At 41.1% G+C, this 17663-nt stretch carries 12 protein-coding genes; 4 read left to right on the top strand and 8 right to left on the bottom strand.

From position 1 onward, the window contains the following. Positions 1-104: 104 nt before the first annotated feature. The 3 genes from H6G06_RS01455 to H6G06_RS01445 form a co-directional block, all read right to left on the bottom strand. Positions 105-3017, bottom strand: coding sequence for a family 10 glycosylhydrolase (locus H6G06_RS01455; protein WP_422387036.1), 2913 nt, complete (start codon positions 3015-3017; stop codon positions 105-107). 244 nt (positions 3018-3261) lie between these two features. Further along, positions 3262-4587, bottom strand: a complete 1326-nt coding sequence (locus H6G06_RS01450) for a TIGR03279 family radical SAM protein (protein WP_190556355.1) — start codon at positions 4585-4587, stop codon at positions 3262-3264. A 255-nt stretch (positions 4588-4842) separates the two neighbouring features. Beyond that, positions 4843-5751, bottom strand: a complete 909-nt coding sequence (locus H6G06_RS01445; protein WP_190556353.1) for an undecaprenyl-diphosphate phosphatase — start codon at positions 5749-5751, stop codon at positions 4843-4845. Between the two features lie 423 nt (positions 5752-6174). Here H6G06_RS01445 and H6G06_RS01440 point away from each other — a divergent pair, with 423 nt between their 5' ends. The 3 genes from H6G06_RS01440 (at position 6175) to nadB (ending at position 9598) form a co-directional block, all read left to right on the top strand. Beyond that, on the top strand, positions 6175-6954 hold the full coding sequence (locus H6G06_RS01440) for a DUF3120 domain-containing protein (RefSeq protein WP_190556351.1): 780 nt from the start codon (positions 6175-6177) through the stop codon (positions 6952-6954). Positions 6955-7315: 361 nt separating this feature from the next. Continuing rightward, positions 7316-7744: a photosystem II complex extrinsic protein PsbU gene (gene psbU / locus H6G06_RS01435; RefSeq protein WP_190556350.1), complete on the top strand. Its 429-nt coding sequence runs from the start codon at positions 7316-7318 to the stop codon at positions 7742-7744. Between the two features lie 174 nt (positions 7745-7918). Then, entirely contained in the window at positions 7919-9598 is a 1680-nt protein-coding gene (gene nadB, locus H6G06_RS01430) for an L-aspartate oxidase (RefSeq protein ID WP_190557212.1), read from the top strand. Between the two features lie 54 nt (positions 9599-9652). On the opposite strand, the gene H6G06_RS01425 is transcribed toward nadB, so the two are convergent. From H6G06_RS01425 to H6G06_RS01405, 5 genes are all read right to left on the bottom strand, one after another. After that, a complete protein-coding gene (locus tag H6G06_RS01425; RefSeq protein WP_190556348.1) occupies positions 9653-9913 on the bottom strand; it encodes a hypothetical protein in 261 nt (86 codons plus the stop codon). 709 nt (positions 9914-10622) lie between these two features. Then, entirely contained in the window at positions 10623-12830 is a 2208-nt protein-coding gene (locus H6G06_RS01420; RefSeq protein ID WP_190556346.1) for a CHASE2 domain-containing protein, read from the bottom strand. Positions 12831-13193: 363 nt separating this feature from the next. Continuing rightward, positions 13194-14186: a vitamin K epoxide reductase family protein gene (locus H6G06_RS01415; RefSeq protein WP_190556344.1), complete on the bottom strand. Its 993-nt coding sequence runs from the start codon at positions 14184-14186 to the stop codon at positions 13194-13196. A gap of 312 nt (positions 14187-14498) precedes the next feature. After that, complete coding sequence (gene btpA / locus H6G06_RS01410; protein ID WP_190556342.1) at positions 14499-15347, bottom strand: photosystem I biogenesis protein BtpA; 849 nt, start codon at positions 15345-15347, stop codon at positions 14499-14501. A gap of 181 nt (positions 15348-15528) precedes the next feature. Then, positions 15529-15690: a hypothetical protein gene (locus H6G06_RS01405; protein WP_190556340.1), complete on the bottom strand. Its 162-nt coding sequence runs from the start codon at positions 15688-15690 to the stop codon at positions 15529-15531. A gap of 564 nt (positions 15691-16254) precedes the next feature. Here H6G06_RS01405 and rimO point away from each other — a divergent pair. Beyond that, positions 16255-17586, top strand: coding sequence for a 30S ribosomal protein S12 methylthiotransferase RimO (gene rimO / locus H6G06_RS01400; protein WP_190556338.1), 1332 nt, complete (start codon positions 16255-16257; stop codon positions 17584-17586). Positions 17587-17663: the final 77 nt, after the last annotated feature.

Below are 17663 nucleotides of genomic sequence, written 5' to 3'. Positions count from 1 at the left end.
GTTTCACTGTTTTAAGAAGGCAGAAGCCAGGAGTCACGAGGCAGAATTTTTGAAGTTTGAGGTTTGAATTTTGAATTGATCTAATCCCTGACAACTTTCACCAGTCACCTATTCTCTGTTTTATTGATTACTCTTCTCTCACCGTAACGCAATAACCTTTCTATTGTTAACAGCCGATTTTCCCATACTTTAACTCGATAGGGATTTTCCTTTGCAGCTACATTCATCCAAGTTTTAAATTTGGTTTGAAAACGAGTTAGTTCTCCTCTGGCACTAATCAAATTACTCGCAGAAGGTAAAACCGCCAGTTGATTGAGAGCATTTTGTAAATTATTGGACTGACTTTTAAAATCAGCCATTGTAGTTACTGACTTAGACAATTGTTCATTATTTTCTCCTACAAACTGCCATTCTTGTTGTAGAGCAGCAAAACGAAAAGCCGCAGTCCGAAATGGTTGACGCTGAGGAATAGGTTCAGTATGTGAACGTTGCACCTTACCTTGAGTGCTACTCAATAATTCATCTAACTCATTGTTAAAATTCTCTGCGGCAAAGAGGGCATAACCACTAACAGGTAAATCCCTCAGTAATTGTAGTTGATCAAATGCTCCCACCGTTGGCAAAGAAAGCAAACGAATCCCCGGAACCAATAAAGTAGAACCTAACTTAGTAGAACTAATCCAAGGTTGGGCTAGTCTTTGAAAACGAGGAGTATCCAAAGCATAAGTCATCGGCACAATTAAATCTATATCGCCCCGTCTTGCCCAAACTTCCCAATGCTGTTGAATCTTTTGCACTCGTTCATATTCTCCCAACGGAAACACAGCCACCGACAAAATTAAAGTAGATCGCTTTTGTCGCAACATCTGTGAAACTTCAGCCACAAAACTATCAACTTGTTCTGTGCGGAATGCCGTCCACTTTTGCCATAAATCTCGCTGATGAGAACTAATATTCACAGGATCTACACCAGTTTGTTGTTTAAATTGCTCCCTTGCTGCTTTACCATAACCGTAACTTCTACCTGAAAAGGGGTCTTGAAAAGGATAGCGAATATAGTCTAGTTGTATACCATCAACTTGATAGCGGGTAACAATTTCTTCGTACAGCTTTAATAAATATTGTCTGACTTCGGGATTAGCTGGATCTAAAAAAGGCTTAGTTTGACCAACCGGAATCATTCGCCCACTTTGATCATAATTTGCCCAATCAGGATTAGCTGCTAGTACAGGGCCTGGATAATCAGGACTAACACCAATAATTTGATTATGACGACGATTACCAGCAGCAAAAGTCCACACCCAAGCGTGTAATTCCATTCCCCTTGCATGGGCTAACTTGACAGCGGCTGCCAGTGGGTCCCACTCTTTAATCAAGGGGTTTTGTTGCGGTGCAACTTGACTAGGATAAATAGTGTAACTAGCGTTAACAGTTTCAAAAAATACGGTGTTAATTCCAGCTTGGCTCAAGCGATCAAAAATCTGCGCTAGTCCTGCTTCATTCCCTGCATTAACAATTGTTCCTCTATCTAACCAAACTGAGCGAATTTCTGGTTGAGCTAACCTTTGATTCATAGGGAACTGCTGCCATAAATTCCTCTTTGTCTTTAACCACTGCTGACGTGCCAAAGCATAGTTTTTTTGGGCAATTAACACAGGGATATTGTTGGCAACTTCCTTGGCTTGGGCTAAAGTTTCCTCTAAACTGGAGTTTGCTGTCTCGGTAGATGCTTTTGCACTTTCTCTCTTCAAGGATAGAGAGTTGCTTGTGTTAGCACCACGAGCTAAAGCTGCTAAATGGGCGCTTTCCACTCGACCAATCAAATGTTCTAACTCTTGTTGGAGAGATATTGCATCCTTATGAGCAATTGGCACATTAGAACTAGGTATTACATCCAACCGCACCGCTTCTTGCAGTAAATCAATTTCCTCCTGGGAATTTTGGGGCGTAACTTTAGCTATAGGTTTGGGTAAAGGCGTTGTCTTCTGTACAGTTACCCGTCTTGGTTTGGTTCCTGGTTTGTTTGGGTTGGGCTTTTTGCTAACAGTTACCCGTCTTGGTTTAGTTCCTGGTTGTGGTGAATTGGGCTTTTTGCTAACAGTTACCCGTCTGGGTTTGGTTCCTGGTTGTGGTGAATTGGGTTTTTTGCTAACAGTTACCCGTCTGGGTTTGGTTCCTGGTTTAGTCGGATTTGTATTACTAATTATAGGGGTTGGTTGTATAGTCCTAGTTGCTGAGGATAAGGGACAATTTGTGCTAGGAGATATCCCTTGTGTAGTTGATAATTTTAAATAATTATTGACTAAGGCTTTTAACCAAGCAGTATCTAACTCTGCTGTTGAATCTTTATCTGTTCCCCAGCGCCAACCTAAAAAAGTCGAACTTTCAGTTGTTAATACTGCTGCTGCCTGATCTTGGGAATTCCAAACAGCTGGAATTTGAGTTTTAGAATTCTCAGGAATCATCACCGCACCTAGCACTTTACCAAAGAGTTCTTTTTGAGTTGCCCATTCCTGTGCATGACTTTTTGCTGGTTGCAATTCTTGAACATCATTAAGCCTAAATCCCCAATAACCACCTAGCATATTTCGCAATGCTTGGCGCACTCCTAAAGTGGATAAAGTACCTACAGGACCACTAGCAATTAAACGCCCTCCCCTGTTCATCCATTCCTCTAGAGCGATCGCTTGTCCTGGCGTTAATGTCTCCACATTGGGCAACAACAACACCCGTTGTTGACCTAAATCTGCCACATTATTGATATTAGCTAGGGGAATTACACAATATTTTGCACCTACAGCTTGTAAGCGTTTAGTAATTCCTGTCCATTGTTGGGCATTTTCTTGGTTTTGAATTACATTTAACACCCCTTTTTGAGTTGCCGCATTTGTAGGTAATATCCCCCAAAAATTAAAAATTAAAAAATTTAAACAGAATAATCCCATTGTATTAAATGGGAATTTCAGCTTATTACTGACTTTTTCTTCGTGATTCTTCACGAGTTCTTCCTCACACATTAGTAGATAAGAACACAAATGCAAATTGTGAGCATAAATAATAACTTACTTACTCCCTATTCTCACATCTTGCACCAAGCCTTGGTGATTAGAAAGATACTGCTATACAAACTAAGTCCGTCTGCACGGACTCACGGAAAATCAAGGGTTTGAAACCCACGCAGGTGGGTTTTGTATGTATAGCCGTGACTTCCAGTCGCCTGGTGCAAGATGTGAGTATTCTCTATTCCCTATTCCTTATTCCCTAACAAATACAAGTATTGATTAAATCCTCAACTCCTGTCACTGGGAATATTTTTGTATTTAATTCCCTCGATACTTCCTCAACACTCATATCATCTAAAAATATCAACTCCCCATGTTTGAGCATGACACTAGGCAATAAAATACCGTCTCCTAAATCTTGCCCTTTTAAGTGGAAAAGTAAATCATGTCCGGTTAATAATCCCGTAACACTGATATTTTGCCCCCAATAATCACTACATAAGGCACGCATTTTCACTTCTAAACCTTCCACAGCATTTAACTGTTTAACAAGTGGTTGAAATGCGTTTTCCACTGCGTTACCCACAACCCAAGTTAAATTTTTCTGGAGAGAGATTTTTGGTGGTAGTAGTTTATTAGCAACACTGGTAAATTGCTTAATAAACAAACGTATTGAACCAACACCATTATCTATTTGCGGATATTCTTCATATTCAGCTTCACTAGGTAATTCTTCACCAGCAATTAAAAACCATTCATCGGCTAACCAAGCCACACTAGAACCGTATTTATGCCGAAATTCTTGAGATAGTAATTTCACTTGAGATATTACTTCTTTCGCTTTTTCTCGCGTCACAGGTACGAGTTCATCTTCTTGGGGACGAAATCGCGTTAACCCAACGGGAACAACTGCTACTGATGCTACTGCTGGGATTTCTCCTGTATGAAAAAATGTCAAATCTCTCAGTGTTTGTTCTAGATGTTCACCATCATTTATCCCTGGACAAACTACTACTTGAGCATGAATTTGTAAGCGTCTTTCTTGAAACCATTTGAGTTGTTCTAAAATCTGCGCTGCACGATGATTTTTTAATAGTCTAATTCTCACTTCTGGTTCTGTCGCATGAACAGAAACATACAAGGGAGATAACCGCATTTGTTCAATGCGTTGCCATTCTCTTTCTGGTAAATTAGTTAAAGTTAAATAAGAACCATATAAGAAACTCAAACGGTAATCATCATCTTTGAAATACAAGCTAGAACGTTTACCTGGTGGTTGTTGATCAATAAAGCAAAATGGACAACGGTTATTACATTGAATTAAATTATCAAATAATGCGGTAGCAAATTCTAGCCCTAAGTCTTCATCATAATCTTTTTCAATTTCAATATGATGAGTTTTCCCAGCCGCATCTAATACTTCTAGTTCTAAAATTTCATCTGCACACAAAAATTGATAATCAATTAAATCACGGGGTTTTGTCCCATTAATAGCAACAATCGCATCGCCAACTTCAAAGCCAATTTCAGCAGCAATGGATTCAGGAAGCACCTTGGTAATTTTAGCAGGATGAATGGTAGACATATATCAGGGAATAGGGAACAAGTAATAGGGAATAGGGAACAGGGAATTTAGATTTTAGATTGGAGGTAAGAATTCAGGTAGGGCAATAAGATCCCCGACTTCTTTTGTTTATTGTGTTCACAAATTATAAATTGATGTCAGAAGTCGGGGATCTAGGTATGAACGAGTGCTATAGCTGAATACTTACGATTGGAGTTCATGAAATACAATCCAAAATCCAAAATCCAAAATTAAGAACTCCTGACTCCTTTAAAATTATCCCTGCCAACCTGTTGCGATCGCTAATAAAATGGCACTACCAAAAGCCAATCTATACCAAACAAAAACAAAGGTATTTTTGGTTTGTAAGTACCGAATCAGAAATGCAATTGATAGGTAGGAAAAAATAAAGGTGGAAACAATCCCTATAACTAATAGTAAAACTATGTTATCGGGTAATTGTTGTTGCTCAAACAGCTTAAATATTTTCAGGCTTTTATAGAGGGTTGCTATTGTCAGAGTCGGAAAACCTAACAAAAATGAAAACTTCGCTGCTGTATCACGTTCTAATCCTAAAAATAAGGCAGTCGTTAGGGTTGAACCAGAACGAGAAACCCCAGGAATCAAAGCTAGAGTTTGTCCTAATCCTACCAAAATACCATCCCGAATTTGCAAGGAATCGAAACCACGCTTGCGAGTGCCAAATTTTTCTGCTAAACCTAATAAAATAGCCATGATAACTGACATTATAGCGATAATTAATGCACTTTCAGGTAAAACGTCTTTCAACAGAAAGCCAAAAATTAATGCAGGCATTGTGCCTACAGCAATACCCACAAAAATTTTCCATTCTTCCCGTTCCCAATCTTTATCCTTGAGTGCAGTAATTGCACCTTTAACAATACTAGAAATTAGTGACCAAAAATACAGCAATATTGCTATAACACTACCAAATTGAATGGCATCAACAAAATCTTTATCACCTAGTTCTTTCCAAGCAAATATCTTGGTGACAATTAAAAGATGTGCTGTACTGCTAATCGGTAAAAACTCTGTAATACCTTGTACTATACCCAAAATAAATGCCTGCAACCATTCCGGGGTTAAATTTTCCGTGTTTTCTGCCACGGCCAGCAGTTGCGAGGATAGTACACATATACTACTTGCTTCTAACATTGTCTCCATCAAACAGACTCCCACAATGGATGCGTAATTCTAGCAAATTATCCAACCTGATCCGCTGTTGTCATCAGTTTTTCCGGGCAAGTTTCACAGGCGACTGGGAGGTCACAAGAAGCAGGGGAGCAGGGAGCGGGGAGCAGGGGGGAGAGACTGGGACAAAGCTTGTACCCCGCCCCAGCCGAGCGCCCTGGAAGGGCGGGGCTTCTTACCCATGCTCCGCTTCGCTCCGCGCAGAGAGCAAGGGCTTGCTCCCCCTGCTCCCTGCCCCCTTCCCCTCTGCCTCTTTTTCAACTCCTGACTTCTGACTCCTATTTCCTATCAGTTTGAGATTTACTGAAATTTACAGTATAATAAAAATGCCCCTGGGGGGGATTTAAGAATGTGATACTGTAGATAAGTAAAGTTTAGTAACAAATATTAAAAACTTTGATTAATAATACGTTGTCCTCCTACACTACTGCCAACTCCTCTATTGAGACTGATTTGCATACCGCTGACACCAAGCACAGAGGTATGCAAGAATTAGAGTCTACCCTTTCCTTATTGCCCTCACTGCCTACTGCAATCTCTTGGAGGCAAACTTGGTTAGTGTTTGTGGCAGCAGTATTTTTGGTATCAGTACCAGTATTTATAGAAGCACCGCTAGTGCGATCGCTACCCAGTCTCAGTTTAGTAATCACAGGATTTTGGATTTGGCTGAGTTTGACATTAATGTCACGGACCCAAACCTATCTTTGGGGAGATTTACTCTTAGGATTTAGCTGGAGTTGGTTAACAGGGGCGATTTACTGGGGTTGGTTACGTTGGGAACCCTTGTGGCACTTACCCATAGAATCAATCGGCCTACCCTTCGCTATTTGGTGTCTGTGTAAAAATTGGGGCAAAGTCGGTAACTGGTTTTATCTAGGTTCTCTATTCGGCACAGTTTTAACAGATATATACTTCTACCTAGTAGACTTAATGCCCTATTGGCGGCAAATTATGAGAACAGATGCCCAGGGAGCGTCACAAATCTTAAAAAATGCCCTAGCACAAGTGCAAACTCCTTGGGGAGAAGCTTGGGCAATCATTCTGGCCTTAGCACTATTGACAGTTGGGCTAGTATCTTTAGGTAAAAAGCAACTGCATTGGTACGCCTTTAGTGGAGCAGTTTTGAGTACAATTTTAGTGGACAGTCTGTTTTTACTAGCTGCGGTTCTTGCCTAAAATTTTCAGGTACCAAATTTCAGTTACCAAAGCTCAATGATTAGCAATAAATTTTTACAAAGTAAAATCAAAAAAAAATCCCTAACGTGGTAATGACAAATAATACCCGAAGTTTCAACTTCAAGTACAGCTAAGTTGGGTAGTTCACTAAGCTGTATATTAGTTTGTGATGACTGCTGTGTGTTGATTCAGCTATCAGCTATTAACTAAGAGCATGAAGTCCGAGGCAGCAAGTAATTCATCAGCCCCTCAGTTATTAGTAGGGTTGAATTATTACTCCATACTTCTCACTTAAGCCGATAGTTGACAGCTTGTAGTTGAAAGCTTTTATTCCTGTTTGATGGAAAGAGGTAGAAAGATCGTGAAAGGATTAGTACGTTTATTAACAGTATTTAGTTTGTTGCTCGGCTGCTGGGGATGGTTAGCAACTAATCAAACAGCCCAAGCTGCTAGTTTCAACAGCTTTAGTTGGCCACAAGTTCCTGTTATGGCCATTTCACGCCAAAATAGGGCAGATCAGAAGCTGGCAACAGAATTTGGTAAAAAAATTGATTTGAATAATACCAACATTGCCGCTTTTCAACAGTATCCAGGGCTTTATCCCACCTTGGCTAAGAAAATCATCCAAAATGCTCCTTACAAGAGTGTAGAGGATGTATTGGATCTGCCAGGATTGAGTGATCGTCAAAAACAAACCTTACAAGCCAACTTAGATAACTTCGCAGTCACAGAATACGAGCCTAACTTCAACGAAGGAGACGATCGCATTAACAACGGTATCTACAGATAGATAAATCTAGTTGGTCATTGAGCAAGAGGTGACAGGTGACAGGTGACAGGAGGCAGGAGGCAGGAAAGATTTTTCCCCATCTCCCCAGTCCCCAGTCCCCAGTCCCAGTCCCCAGTCCCCAGTCCCCAGTCCCCAGTCCCAGTCCCCAGTCCCCAGTCCCCACCTCCCCTAACCTTGTCTCAGATAGATATTCCTAACCAATTTGATGTATTAGTAGTCGGCGCTGGCGCTGCTGGACTATACACAGCATTGTGTCTACCAGAAAGCTTACGCGTAGGCTTAATTACTAAAGAAACTGTGACTTTATCCGCCAGTGATTGGGCGCAAGGTGGTATTGCCGCAGCTGTAGCCCCAGAAGATTCACCCCAACTGCATATTGAAGACACTTTAAAAGCCGGGGCGGGTTTATGTGATCTCAAAGCCGTAGAATTTTTGGCTGAACAAGCCCCTAGCTGTATTCAATCCTTAGTTAACTTAGGGGTAGCCTTTGACCGTCATGGTAACACCCTAGCTTTAACTTTGGAAGCTGCCCATTCTCGTCATCGCGTTCTTCACGCCGCAGATACCACAGGTAGGGAAGTAACCACCACTCTCACAGCCCAAGTATTGCGTCGTCAAAATATCCAAGTTATTCAGCAAGCTTTGGCTTTGTCCTTATGGATAGAACCAGAAACCGGTCGCTGTCAGGGAATCAGCCTGTTTTATCAAGGCAAAGTTACATGGGTAAAGGCTGGCGCTGTAGTTTTGGCAACCGGTGGCGGTGGTCAAGTATTTGCCCAAACTACTAACCCTGCTGTGAGTACAGGTGATGGGGTGGCTATAGCTTGGCGGGCTGGGGCTGTTCTCCGGGATTTAGAATTTGTCCAATTTCATCCTACAGCCCTGACAAAACCAGGGCGCTTTCTCATCAGCGAAGCGGTACGCGGTGAAGGGGCGCATCTTGTCGATAACGAAGGGCGGCGTTTTGCTTTTGACTACGATCCAGCAGGTGAACTTGCACCGCGAGATGTGGTGAGTAGAGCTATTTTCAGTCATCTACAACGTACAGCAGATGATATTGCTACTGCCAATGTCTGGTTAGATATGCGCCCCATCCCTGCTGATAAAATTCGTCAACGGTTTCCCAACATTATTCAAGTTTGTCAGCATTGGGGTATTGATGTTTGTAATCAACCGATTCCTGTAGCCCCTGCTGCTCATTATTGGATGGGTGGTATTCTCACCAATTTGCAGAATCGTACCAATATTCCCGGTTTGTATGCTGTAGGAGAAACTGCTAGTACGGGAGTACATGGTGCTAATCGTCTAGCTAGTAATTCTCTGTTGGAATGTATCGTCTTTGGGGCGCAAATGGCAGATTTAGCCGATTTAGAGAATGAAATGTGGCGGCAGTCTCAAACTACAGAATCAGAATCTTTTCCAAATCCTTTATCTTGTATCTTGTCTTTTCATGATTGGGAAAATCAACAAGTACAATTAGAAGCTATCAGGGAAAAGTTACCTCGTTTAGTCTGGCAAAGTGCTGGTATTTGTCGAGAACAATCAAGTTTGGAAAATGCGATCGCTACAATTGAATCTTGGCAACAGGATTTCGCTACTTTACCTTTGAGTCAATTCTTGCAAAGTTTACGTCCCACAGTAGCAGCCAGTTTCAATCTACCAGATATTGATCAGCAATTGCGGCTTTGGGCAGAAACTCGTAATTTATTAGATGTAGCTTATTTAATTCTCAAAAGTGCTGCTTTTAGAAAGGAAAGCAGGGGTGGACACTACCGTCTAGATTATCCTCAACCAGACCCTGATTGGCAAGTCCACACAATTGTCCAAAATCATAGTTGGTGGAAATCTATCTGAATATTACGAACTTACCTACAATCTAAAATTTAATATCTAAATTTCAAAATTGTATTAGCGTGTTCCGGTACCATGTTGACTGGCAGGCGCACCAAAGTTGGGTGGAATATACATATCTTGACTAACAATATTCATCTCATGAGTATTGAGGTGAAAGCTTTCAATATCGCTGGAACTATTCAAAATAAAAGTATAAAAGTTGATTTTTTCCTCTGCCATTATCGGGATTAATATCAATGTACTCACTATACATAAAATCACAATACTTGTGATTCTCACATTTGGTTCGAGAGATTTTAGTAGATTTCCTAACATATAAATGCCTCCTGATTTTTTTCGCTTCCAAATGTAGATTGAATAACTTGTTGATAAAAAATCAAAACTTGAGAAATTTATTGCTAATAATAAATAGGTATTTAATCTAGAAGTGACCTGTACTGGCTTGTTGCTGAAGACAAGGAATATACAGCACAATCAATCATCTGAGTGAGGGACACCGCAGGCAAGATGCCTACCCCACAAGAATTTCAGCATTCTCATCCATATCTGTACCTCATTACCTACAATTTGCTGCAATCAGTGACTTACATTATTAAGAAATATTTCTAATATGCCTTTCTCAGCATCAGTCATAAGATGGATATTTCAGATGGATATTAATTATTTATCAGGAGCAAATTATAGATGTGGTTTTTTTTAATAGGACTTACGCATGATATGGACGAAAACCTGATTTTTGCGTAGTAGTATCATCGTTTACCCGTACTTTCGTTATGTTTTGCGTAAGTCCTGTTTAATTAGAGCTTAATTTTTTTAAGTGTAATTACTATGGTTTTTCAATAAAAGAGTATAAATGTTAAAAAAAAGTTATTAATCTTTATATAAATTATTTCTAGATGATTTGAACTGTTTTTGATAATTAACAGATTTTAATGAAATAAATATAAATAATACAAAATTTTATTGTTAAATATTCAGCAGTCATTAATCCCCACCCTATAAAGGGAAGGGGTATGACAGCGTTTTAGATAAACTCATAGCGATTTTTTCCCAAATGCTTGGCTCGGTACATTGCTGTGTCAGCTTGTTTAACCAATGTTTCACTGTTTTTGCTGTTGCTTGGGTAAATACTAATACCAATACTGGCAGAAACTCTAGTGATATGGCCATTCAAAATAATTGGCTCAGTTATGGCACTTAAAAGTTTTTCGGCCACCTTTGCAGCTACTTGCTCATTAGTAATAGCCCGTAAAATTACAGTAAATTCATCACCACCTAAACGAGAAACTGTATCACTAGCCCGTAAGGAATTATTCAGCCGTTGAGCAACAATGATCAGCAAGCTATCGCCCTGGTCATGGCCTAAAGTATCATTGATTTTTTTAAAGCCATCCAAGTCAATAAATAATAATCCCAACATAAGATTATGCGTTTGCGACCAAGTGAGAGATTCTTCAAGTTGTTCATGGAAAAATTTACGATTGCATAAACCAGTGAGAGGGTCATGGTATGCTAGTTCGCGCAGCTGGACTTCTTGGATTTTTAATTCGTAATAGGAGCGAGATAAATCATCAGCATTACGCTTGAGTTCTTCCTCCATTTGTTTGCGTTGTGTGATATCTCTAATCACACCAACTAAAAATAAATTACCGGCAGCGTCTTTGTGGAGCGATCGCTTAGTAGCTATCAAATGAATATTCCCATTAGCATCAGTAAATTCTTCTTCATTTTCCTGGGCTTGTTGAGTCTGAAAAACCTGATTATCTTGTTCCCTAAATACATCGGCTTGATATTGTGGAAAAATGTCATATTCTGATTTTTGCATCAATAAATTATAGGGATAACCAATAAATCGACAATAGGCTTCATTTAAAACAACCCACTGATGTTGTTCATTTTTTACAAAAATTGGATCAGAGATAGTATTGATAACTTGATGTAAAAACTCCTGAGAACGTTTCAACTCTCGCTGTATATAAGGAGTGTAAAAAATCATGGAAATAGCTGAACTGGAAAAAGTCAGCCATGCGGGAATGATGGGTATCCACCACCCAAATACAAAGGCAATATAAACACTTATGCTCAACACCAAACCGGATAGTAAAAATGTGAATATACTATTTCTTGGTTGTTTAATTCGGGATATGATTATTGAGCCGATGAAAGACCAAATAAAAATCCACAAACTTTCTAGCAAATCAGGCCAAACTTTGACTAATGGTCGTCCTTCAAGAGCAGCCGAAATTAATTCATTGATAAAATAAGCTTGCAATTGGATACCAGCTACAGGTTTTGCCTCACTTATACCCATCAAACGACTAGAATAGGGAATAAATACAAAATCCTGAAGACTAGGTGCAGTAGAACCGATTAGTATAAGGCGATCGCGAATCAATGGTTCAGGAACTCTATCATCTAATAAATCTTGCAAAGATACATGATCATAACCACAAGGTTGGAAAGATGGAGTTTGACAACGGGGTTTAGGAAAATTAGATAAAATTTGGTAGCCTCTAGCATCAGCATTTACATAAGCACCATTGTTACTTTCAAACCGAGTAAACACAGCCTTACCTAACTGTAAATATTCAGGATTGCTAACAGATTTTTTGGGTGTAATGCCCTCCGACTTCAGATATAATAACGCCAGCTTCAAAGCAAAACTTTGATATGCTTGGTTATTAATGTGCATATATAACAAGCTGCGGCGGACTTTACCATCAGGATCATACAGCACATTGTTAAAACCCACTTGGTCGCGCTGTTTTAACTCTGGTGCAGGTAAAACCCTATTCTCTTTGTTAGTTGTCAGGAGTTCAATTCCGATGAGATTTGGGATGGAATTATAAGCATCCACCAGTTTTTCATGACCAGACTTTACAGGCAAATCTCTATAGATATCTAAGCCAATTGCACGGGGTTTATAGTCTTTCAACTTGGACAAAACCTGAGCTATTTTCTCATCAGAAATCGGCCAAGAACCCGCTTGACGGATAGAATTTTCATCAATTTCTACTATAGTGATGCGTTCATCTGCTGCTTCGTAGGGACGGAAGCGAAAAAATTGATCTAAAGCTGCTAATTCCAAAGACTGTAATAATCCCACAGATCGCAAAAGCAGTACACAAATGGTAATCAACCCAGCAGTCGTCAATTCTCTGCGTCCTTGACGAAGCATTTGTTTAATTTCAAATACAACTTGAAAAAGATGATTACTTAACTGCTGATTCATAAAAACCTCGCTGGAGTGCGACACAAAAATTACACCAATAGCTGATAGGCAAATACCGGACAAATCCTTATTCTTGCTTCCTAAAGGTATAAGTAGGTAGGTGTTGAAAATTGTCGTTATGGCAAGGCAAGAGGCACTCATGCAAGAGGGAAGAGACTTTCAGAGATTTTACATTTTGTTACATACCTTGGTTTTTTCGAGCCGACTTACTTACTCACATCTTGTATCTTTGCCCTTTACCCGGACTAACTTTCAACTTCCGGTCTCAAAATCTAGTGTAGTATTTTACGCGGAATTAGCATTATCCCCAGCTTCAGTTACTACTTAAGCCGGGGATAGAATCAAAGATTTAGCATAGACAGTTCACCTAAAATACTTGAAGTTGCGAGAACCTGTATAACCAGTCATATTTGCCAATTCCTCCAAGTCCTGCACCCCGCTATAGGTTTTACCATTGATAATCCAAGAGGGGAAACCTTGAATTTTCGCAGCTTGACACAAGTCTGGCTTGCCTTTGGGACTCTCTGGCGCACACTCTACTGCAATATTATCGCTGATGATTTGATAAGCTTCTTTACCAAATAGCAGTTTTTGATCGTGGCAATGAGGACACCAATAGGCTACATATTCCTTAGCACCAGCTTTGACTAGATGCTCTGCCAAGGCAATTTCTGACTCTCCAGAAGTGGTGGTGATTTCCCATCCAAACTCAGGGTTAGGCTTTTCCTTGGGAACAAAGGCTGCAATTTGTTGAGGACCATCCGCAGATCCCCTTGTCCCATCGGGATTCATGCCAGAATAAACTCCTAAAGTACCAATCAGCGTCACCATGACGACAATAACGCCTGTAAAGAGGATTTGCCCTACATCTTCCCAGTCGCGTCCCAGGATAGTGAGGGTGAGCATACTCAAAGCAAACAATGCCGAAGCAATACAGTACCAACACAGGGCTTGAAGTTTAAATGCCAGGACATACATTAAATATGCACTAAATACTGACATAGCGATCGCCCCTACCAAGAGCAACCACCAAGTCAGATTTTCTATTTGTTTGCGATTTTTGTTACCATCTTTTTCCCCTGATTTTAATGCCAAGGGAGCTAAAGCCAAGACGAACATACCAATGTATGCCAGCAAGCCAAACAGAGCTAAAGGCTGGCCAAAAACCGTACCCCAAGGGCTGGAAAGTACATCAGCACAACCTTTAACTTTTTCTGGTGTCGTACAAACAGGACTACCTCCTGTGAGCTTTTCAAAGGTGAGATAACCTGTGTTGAGGATACCAAGTCCAGCGATCGCCCCAATTAAGGGACGCGACCATTTATGAATCCAAGGAGTAGAACGACGGCGAATCATAAGTATTAGTCATTAGTTCAGTGGTCAGTGGCAGGAGGTAGGAGGCACGAGGCACGACGCAGGAGACAGAAGGCACGAGGCACGACGCAGGAGGCAGGAGGCACGAGACAGAAGGCAGGAGGCAGAAGGCAGGAGGCAGAAGGCAGGAGGCAGAACAAAAATAAATATTCCCTGTTCCCTGTTCCCTGTTCCCTGTTCCCTGTTCCCTGTTCCCTGTTCCCTGTTCCCTGTTCCCTGTTCCCTGTTCCCTGTTCCCCATCTCCCCAATCCCCAGTCCCCAGTCCCCAGTCCCCAGTCCCCAGTCCCCAGTCCCTAAGAATGTAACTTTACAGAGGAGCTTGATTTAGTTTCACCTTTGGAATTCCAACTTCGGTGAGCAGCTTCCACAAATTGACTGACGCGAATTGGATCAATCGCTTGCGAAATTTGACCGTGACGTTTTAAAGAACTGGAAACAATCACACCATCTGCTGCTTGCATTAAAGTACCAACATTTTCCCAACTAGCTCCGCTACCAATAAACACTGGTGTACCAGCAGCAGCACCAGAAGCTAATTCCAGGTCTTCTAAGTTGGGAGGGCTACCAGTTGCCCAGCCTGATAAAATTACCCCATCTGCCAATCCTCTTTCTATTGTGTCTTTAACAGCAACTGTGAGGTTAGGAGAACTTAAAGGACGAGCGTGTTTGACGAGGACATCAGCCAGGATTTTCACATCAGAACCTAGTTCCCGTCGATAACGGAGTAATTGATGGGCTTCACCTTCAATTAATCCTTGGTCAGTGGCCATTACCCCGGTGAGGACGTTGACGCGGATAAATTGGGCTTTAATACAACTGGCGATCGCCATTGCACTTTTGCCATCATTCCTTAAAACATTTAAACCCACAGGCAAAGTTACTAAATTCTGTATGCGTTGTACCACCATAGTCATAGCACTGACAACGGCTGGGTCAACTTGGTTTTTAGTAAACGGAGCATCGAAAAAATTTTCCACAATCAAGCCGTCTACCCCTCCACTGGCAAGGGCTGTAGCTTCTTGTTCAGCGCGGTCAATTACCGCTTTCAGGCTACCTCCCCAACGGGCTGAGGTAGGTAGGGGTAGCAGATGAACTACGCCAATAATCGGTTTGTGAGTTTTGAATAGTTGATATAGATCCACGTCTTTAATTTGAAGATGGCATTGTCCAGAATTGAAAATTTTTTTGTTTAAGGAACCCAGGCTCAAAAGGTCAGAATACTTATCTGCTTTGGCGTGTTATTCATCAGTTAGTCCATCTCCTCCTTCCGAAGATGGAAATTGGCGTTAAACCTTTCATAAGATATGTTAAGATAAAACTTGGCTACAAGAGGAGTTTGCCACTCACAAGACGCAAGGCAGTTTCCCGTGGTTTAGGCATCTCGCTGTCTGCACGTCGTCGCAGCACCAGCCTGAAGTAGGGTAGCATTACTGCTTTATGGGCGCAGTCGCGTTCGCGATTTCCCTGAGGGTAGCGACTTCTCACAAACAGCCCTTTGGGCGGCTTCCCGATGGGTAAATTAACAACGCACACGCTGCGGTAGTATAAAATACCAATAAGCGAATCGTTAAAATATATTAAGAGTGTCACAAATACCCAAAGACACTTAAATTTACCCTGGGAAACAGATTAATAGAAACATCATAACATGGCCTCTATATCTTTACTGATTAGGGTCATACGTCCACGGGCATTTACAAAAAACAACTGGTAGTGGAAATCCAGTAACGTAACTTGCTAGTTAGGGAAAAGGTAACAGGTGAGCCAAAACATGATTGGGGGTTTACCCATAAGCTTGGCATTCACCGGAGGGTGACAAAGCACAGAGAGATAACAAGGAAAATTGATATTTCTTGCTTCTGCTTTTTATCAATTACCAATTACCGATTACGGTTTACCGATTACGAATTACCAATTACCAGCCTAAACTAGATAACTAGCAACTTGAGTTATTACTGCTGTGTACTGATTAGGGTGCGGGAAAAAGCACCTACTTAATGTTTGTAATGTTTGACTACAAGAGAAAAAAACTGAAGATACTTTCAAAATATGGGTGACAAGCCAACAATTGCCATTTCTCACCTGGGCTGCGAGAAAAACCGAATAGATACAGAACATATGTTAGGACTGCTGGTAGAAGCAGGATATGGTGTAGACACAAATGAAGAGTTAGCTGATTATGTAATTGTCAATACTTGTAGTTTTATCGAAGCTGCCAGGGAAGAATCGGTAAAAACTTTAGTAGAATTAGCAGAAGCCAATAAAAAAGTCGTTATTACTGGTTGCATGGCTCAACACTTTCAAGAACAATTATTGGAAGAGTTGCCAGAAGCAGTAGCCGTGGTTGGCACTGGTGATTATCACAAAATTGTCAATGTAATTGAGCGAGTAGAACAGGGAGAGCGAGTTAAACAAATTAGCGCCGAACCCACCTACATAGCTGATGAAACCACGCCACGATACCGGACAACAACCGAGGGAGTAGCATACCTGAGAGTTGCTGAAGGATGCGATTATCGTTGTGCATTTTGTATAATTCCTTATTTAAGAGGAAACCAGCGATCGCGTACTATTGAATCAATAGTTGCTGAAGCCGAGCAATTGGCTCATCAAGGGGTAAAAGAAATTATTCTAATTTCCCAAATCACCACAAACTATGGTTTAGATATTTACGGTAAGCCAAGGTTAGCGGAACTACTTCGCGCTTTAGGCAAAGTAGATGTACCGTGGATTAGAATACATTATGCTTATCCTACCGGACTCACCCCAGATGTGATCACGGCTATTAGAGAAACCCCGAATGTTCTGCCTTATTTAGATTTGCCCTTGCAGCATTCTCATCCAGAAATTCTCCGCGCCATGAATCGTCCTTGGCAGGGACGGGTAAATGACGGGATTATTGAGCGCATCAAAGCTGCACTACCATCAGCAGTGTTGCGAACCACATTTATTGTGGGTTTCCCTGGAGAGACACAAGAGCATTTTGAACATTTACTAGAGTTTACTGCGCGACATGAATTTGATCATGTTGGTGTTTTCACCTTCTCGCCGGAAGAGGAAACCCCCGCCTACAATTTGCCCAATCAATTGCCACAAGAATTGATGGTAGAGCGTCGTGATCAACTCATGGAACTCCAACAACCAATTTCTCTCCACAAAAATCAGCAGGAAGTCGGCAAAATAGTTGATGTCCTGATTGAGCAAGAAAATCCCGAAAGTGGAGAATTAATCGGCCGTTCCGGCAGATTTTCCCCAGAAGTCGATGGTCAAGTCTATGTTAAAGGCGAAACGGGGCTAGGAACCATCGTGCCAGTAAAGATCCACAGTGCCGATGCCTACGACCTCTATGGTGAAATTGTCATTGCAGGAAATAGGGAATAGGGAACGGGGAACAGGGAACAGTAAGAAGGCAAGAGGCAAAAGGCAAGAGTTTATTCTTCCCAATCACCAATTACCAA

Source organism: Anabaena sphaerica FACHB-251 (assembly GCF_014696825.1).
Classification (GTDB): domain Bacteria; phylum Cyanobacteriota; class Cyanobacteriia; order Cyanobacteriales; family Nostocaceae; genus RDYJ01.
Note: the sequence above shows the minus strand (reverse complement) of the source record. Positions and strands in the feature narration are given on the sequence as shown.

Bases quoted from the DNA above. Each gene is read 5' to 3' on its own strand.
- H6G06_RS01455 (WP_422387036.1), bottom strand. From the start codon at position 3,017: ATGTGTGAGGAAGAACTCGTGAAGAATCACGAAGAAAAAGTCAGTAAT.
- H6G06_RS01450 (WP_190556355.1), bottom strand. From the start codon at position 4,587: ATGTCTACCATTCATCCTGCTAAAATTACCAAGGTGCTTCCTGAATCC.
- H6G06_RS01420 (WP_190556346.1), bottom strand. From the start codon at position 12,830: ATGAATCAGCAGTTAAGTAATCATCTTTTTCAAGTTGTATTTGAAATT.
- H6G06_RS01445 (WP_190556353.1), bottom strand. From the start codon at position 5,751: ATGGAGACAATGTTAGAAGCAAGTAGTATATGTGTACTATCCTCGCAA.
- rimO (WP_190556338.1), top strand. From the start codon at position 16,255: ATGGGTGACAAGCCAACAATTGCCATTTCTCACCTGGGCTGCGAGAAA.
- H6G06_RS01425 (WP_190556348.1), bottom strand. From the start codon at position 9,913: ATGTTAGGAAATCTACTAAAATCTCTCGAACCAAATGTGAGAATCACA.
- H6G06_RS01415 (WP_190556344.1), bottom strand. From the start codon at position 14,186: ATGATTCGCCGTCGTTCTACTCCTTGGATTCATAAATGGTCGCGTCCC.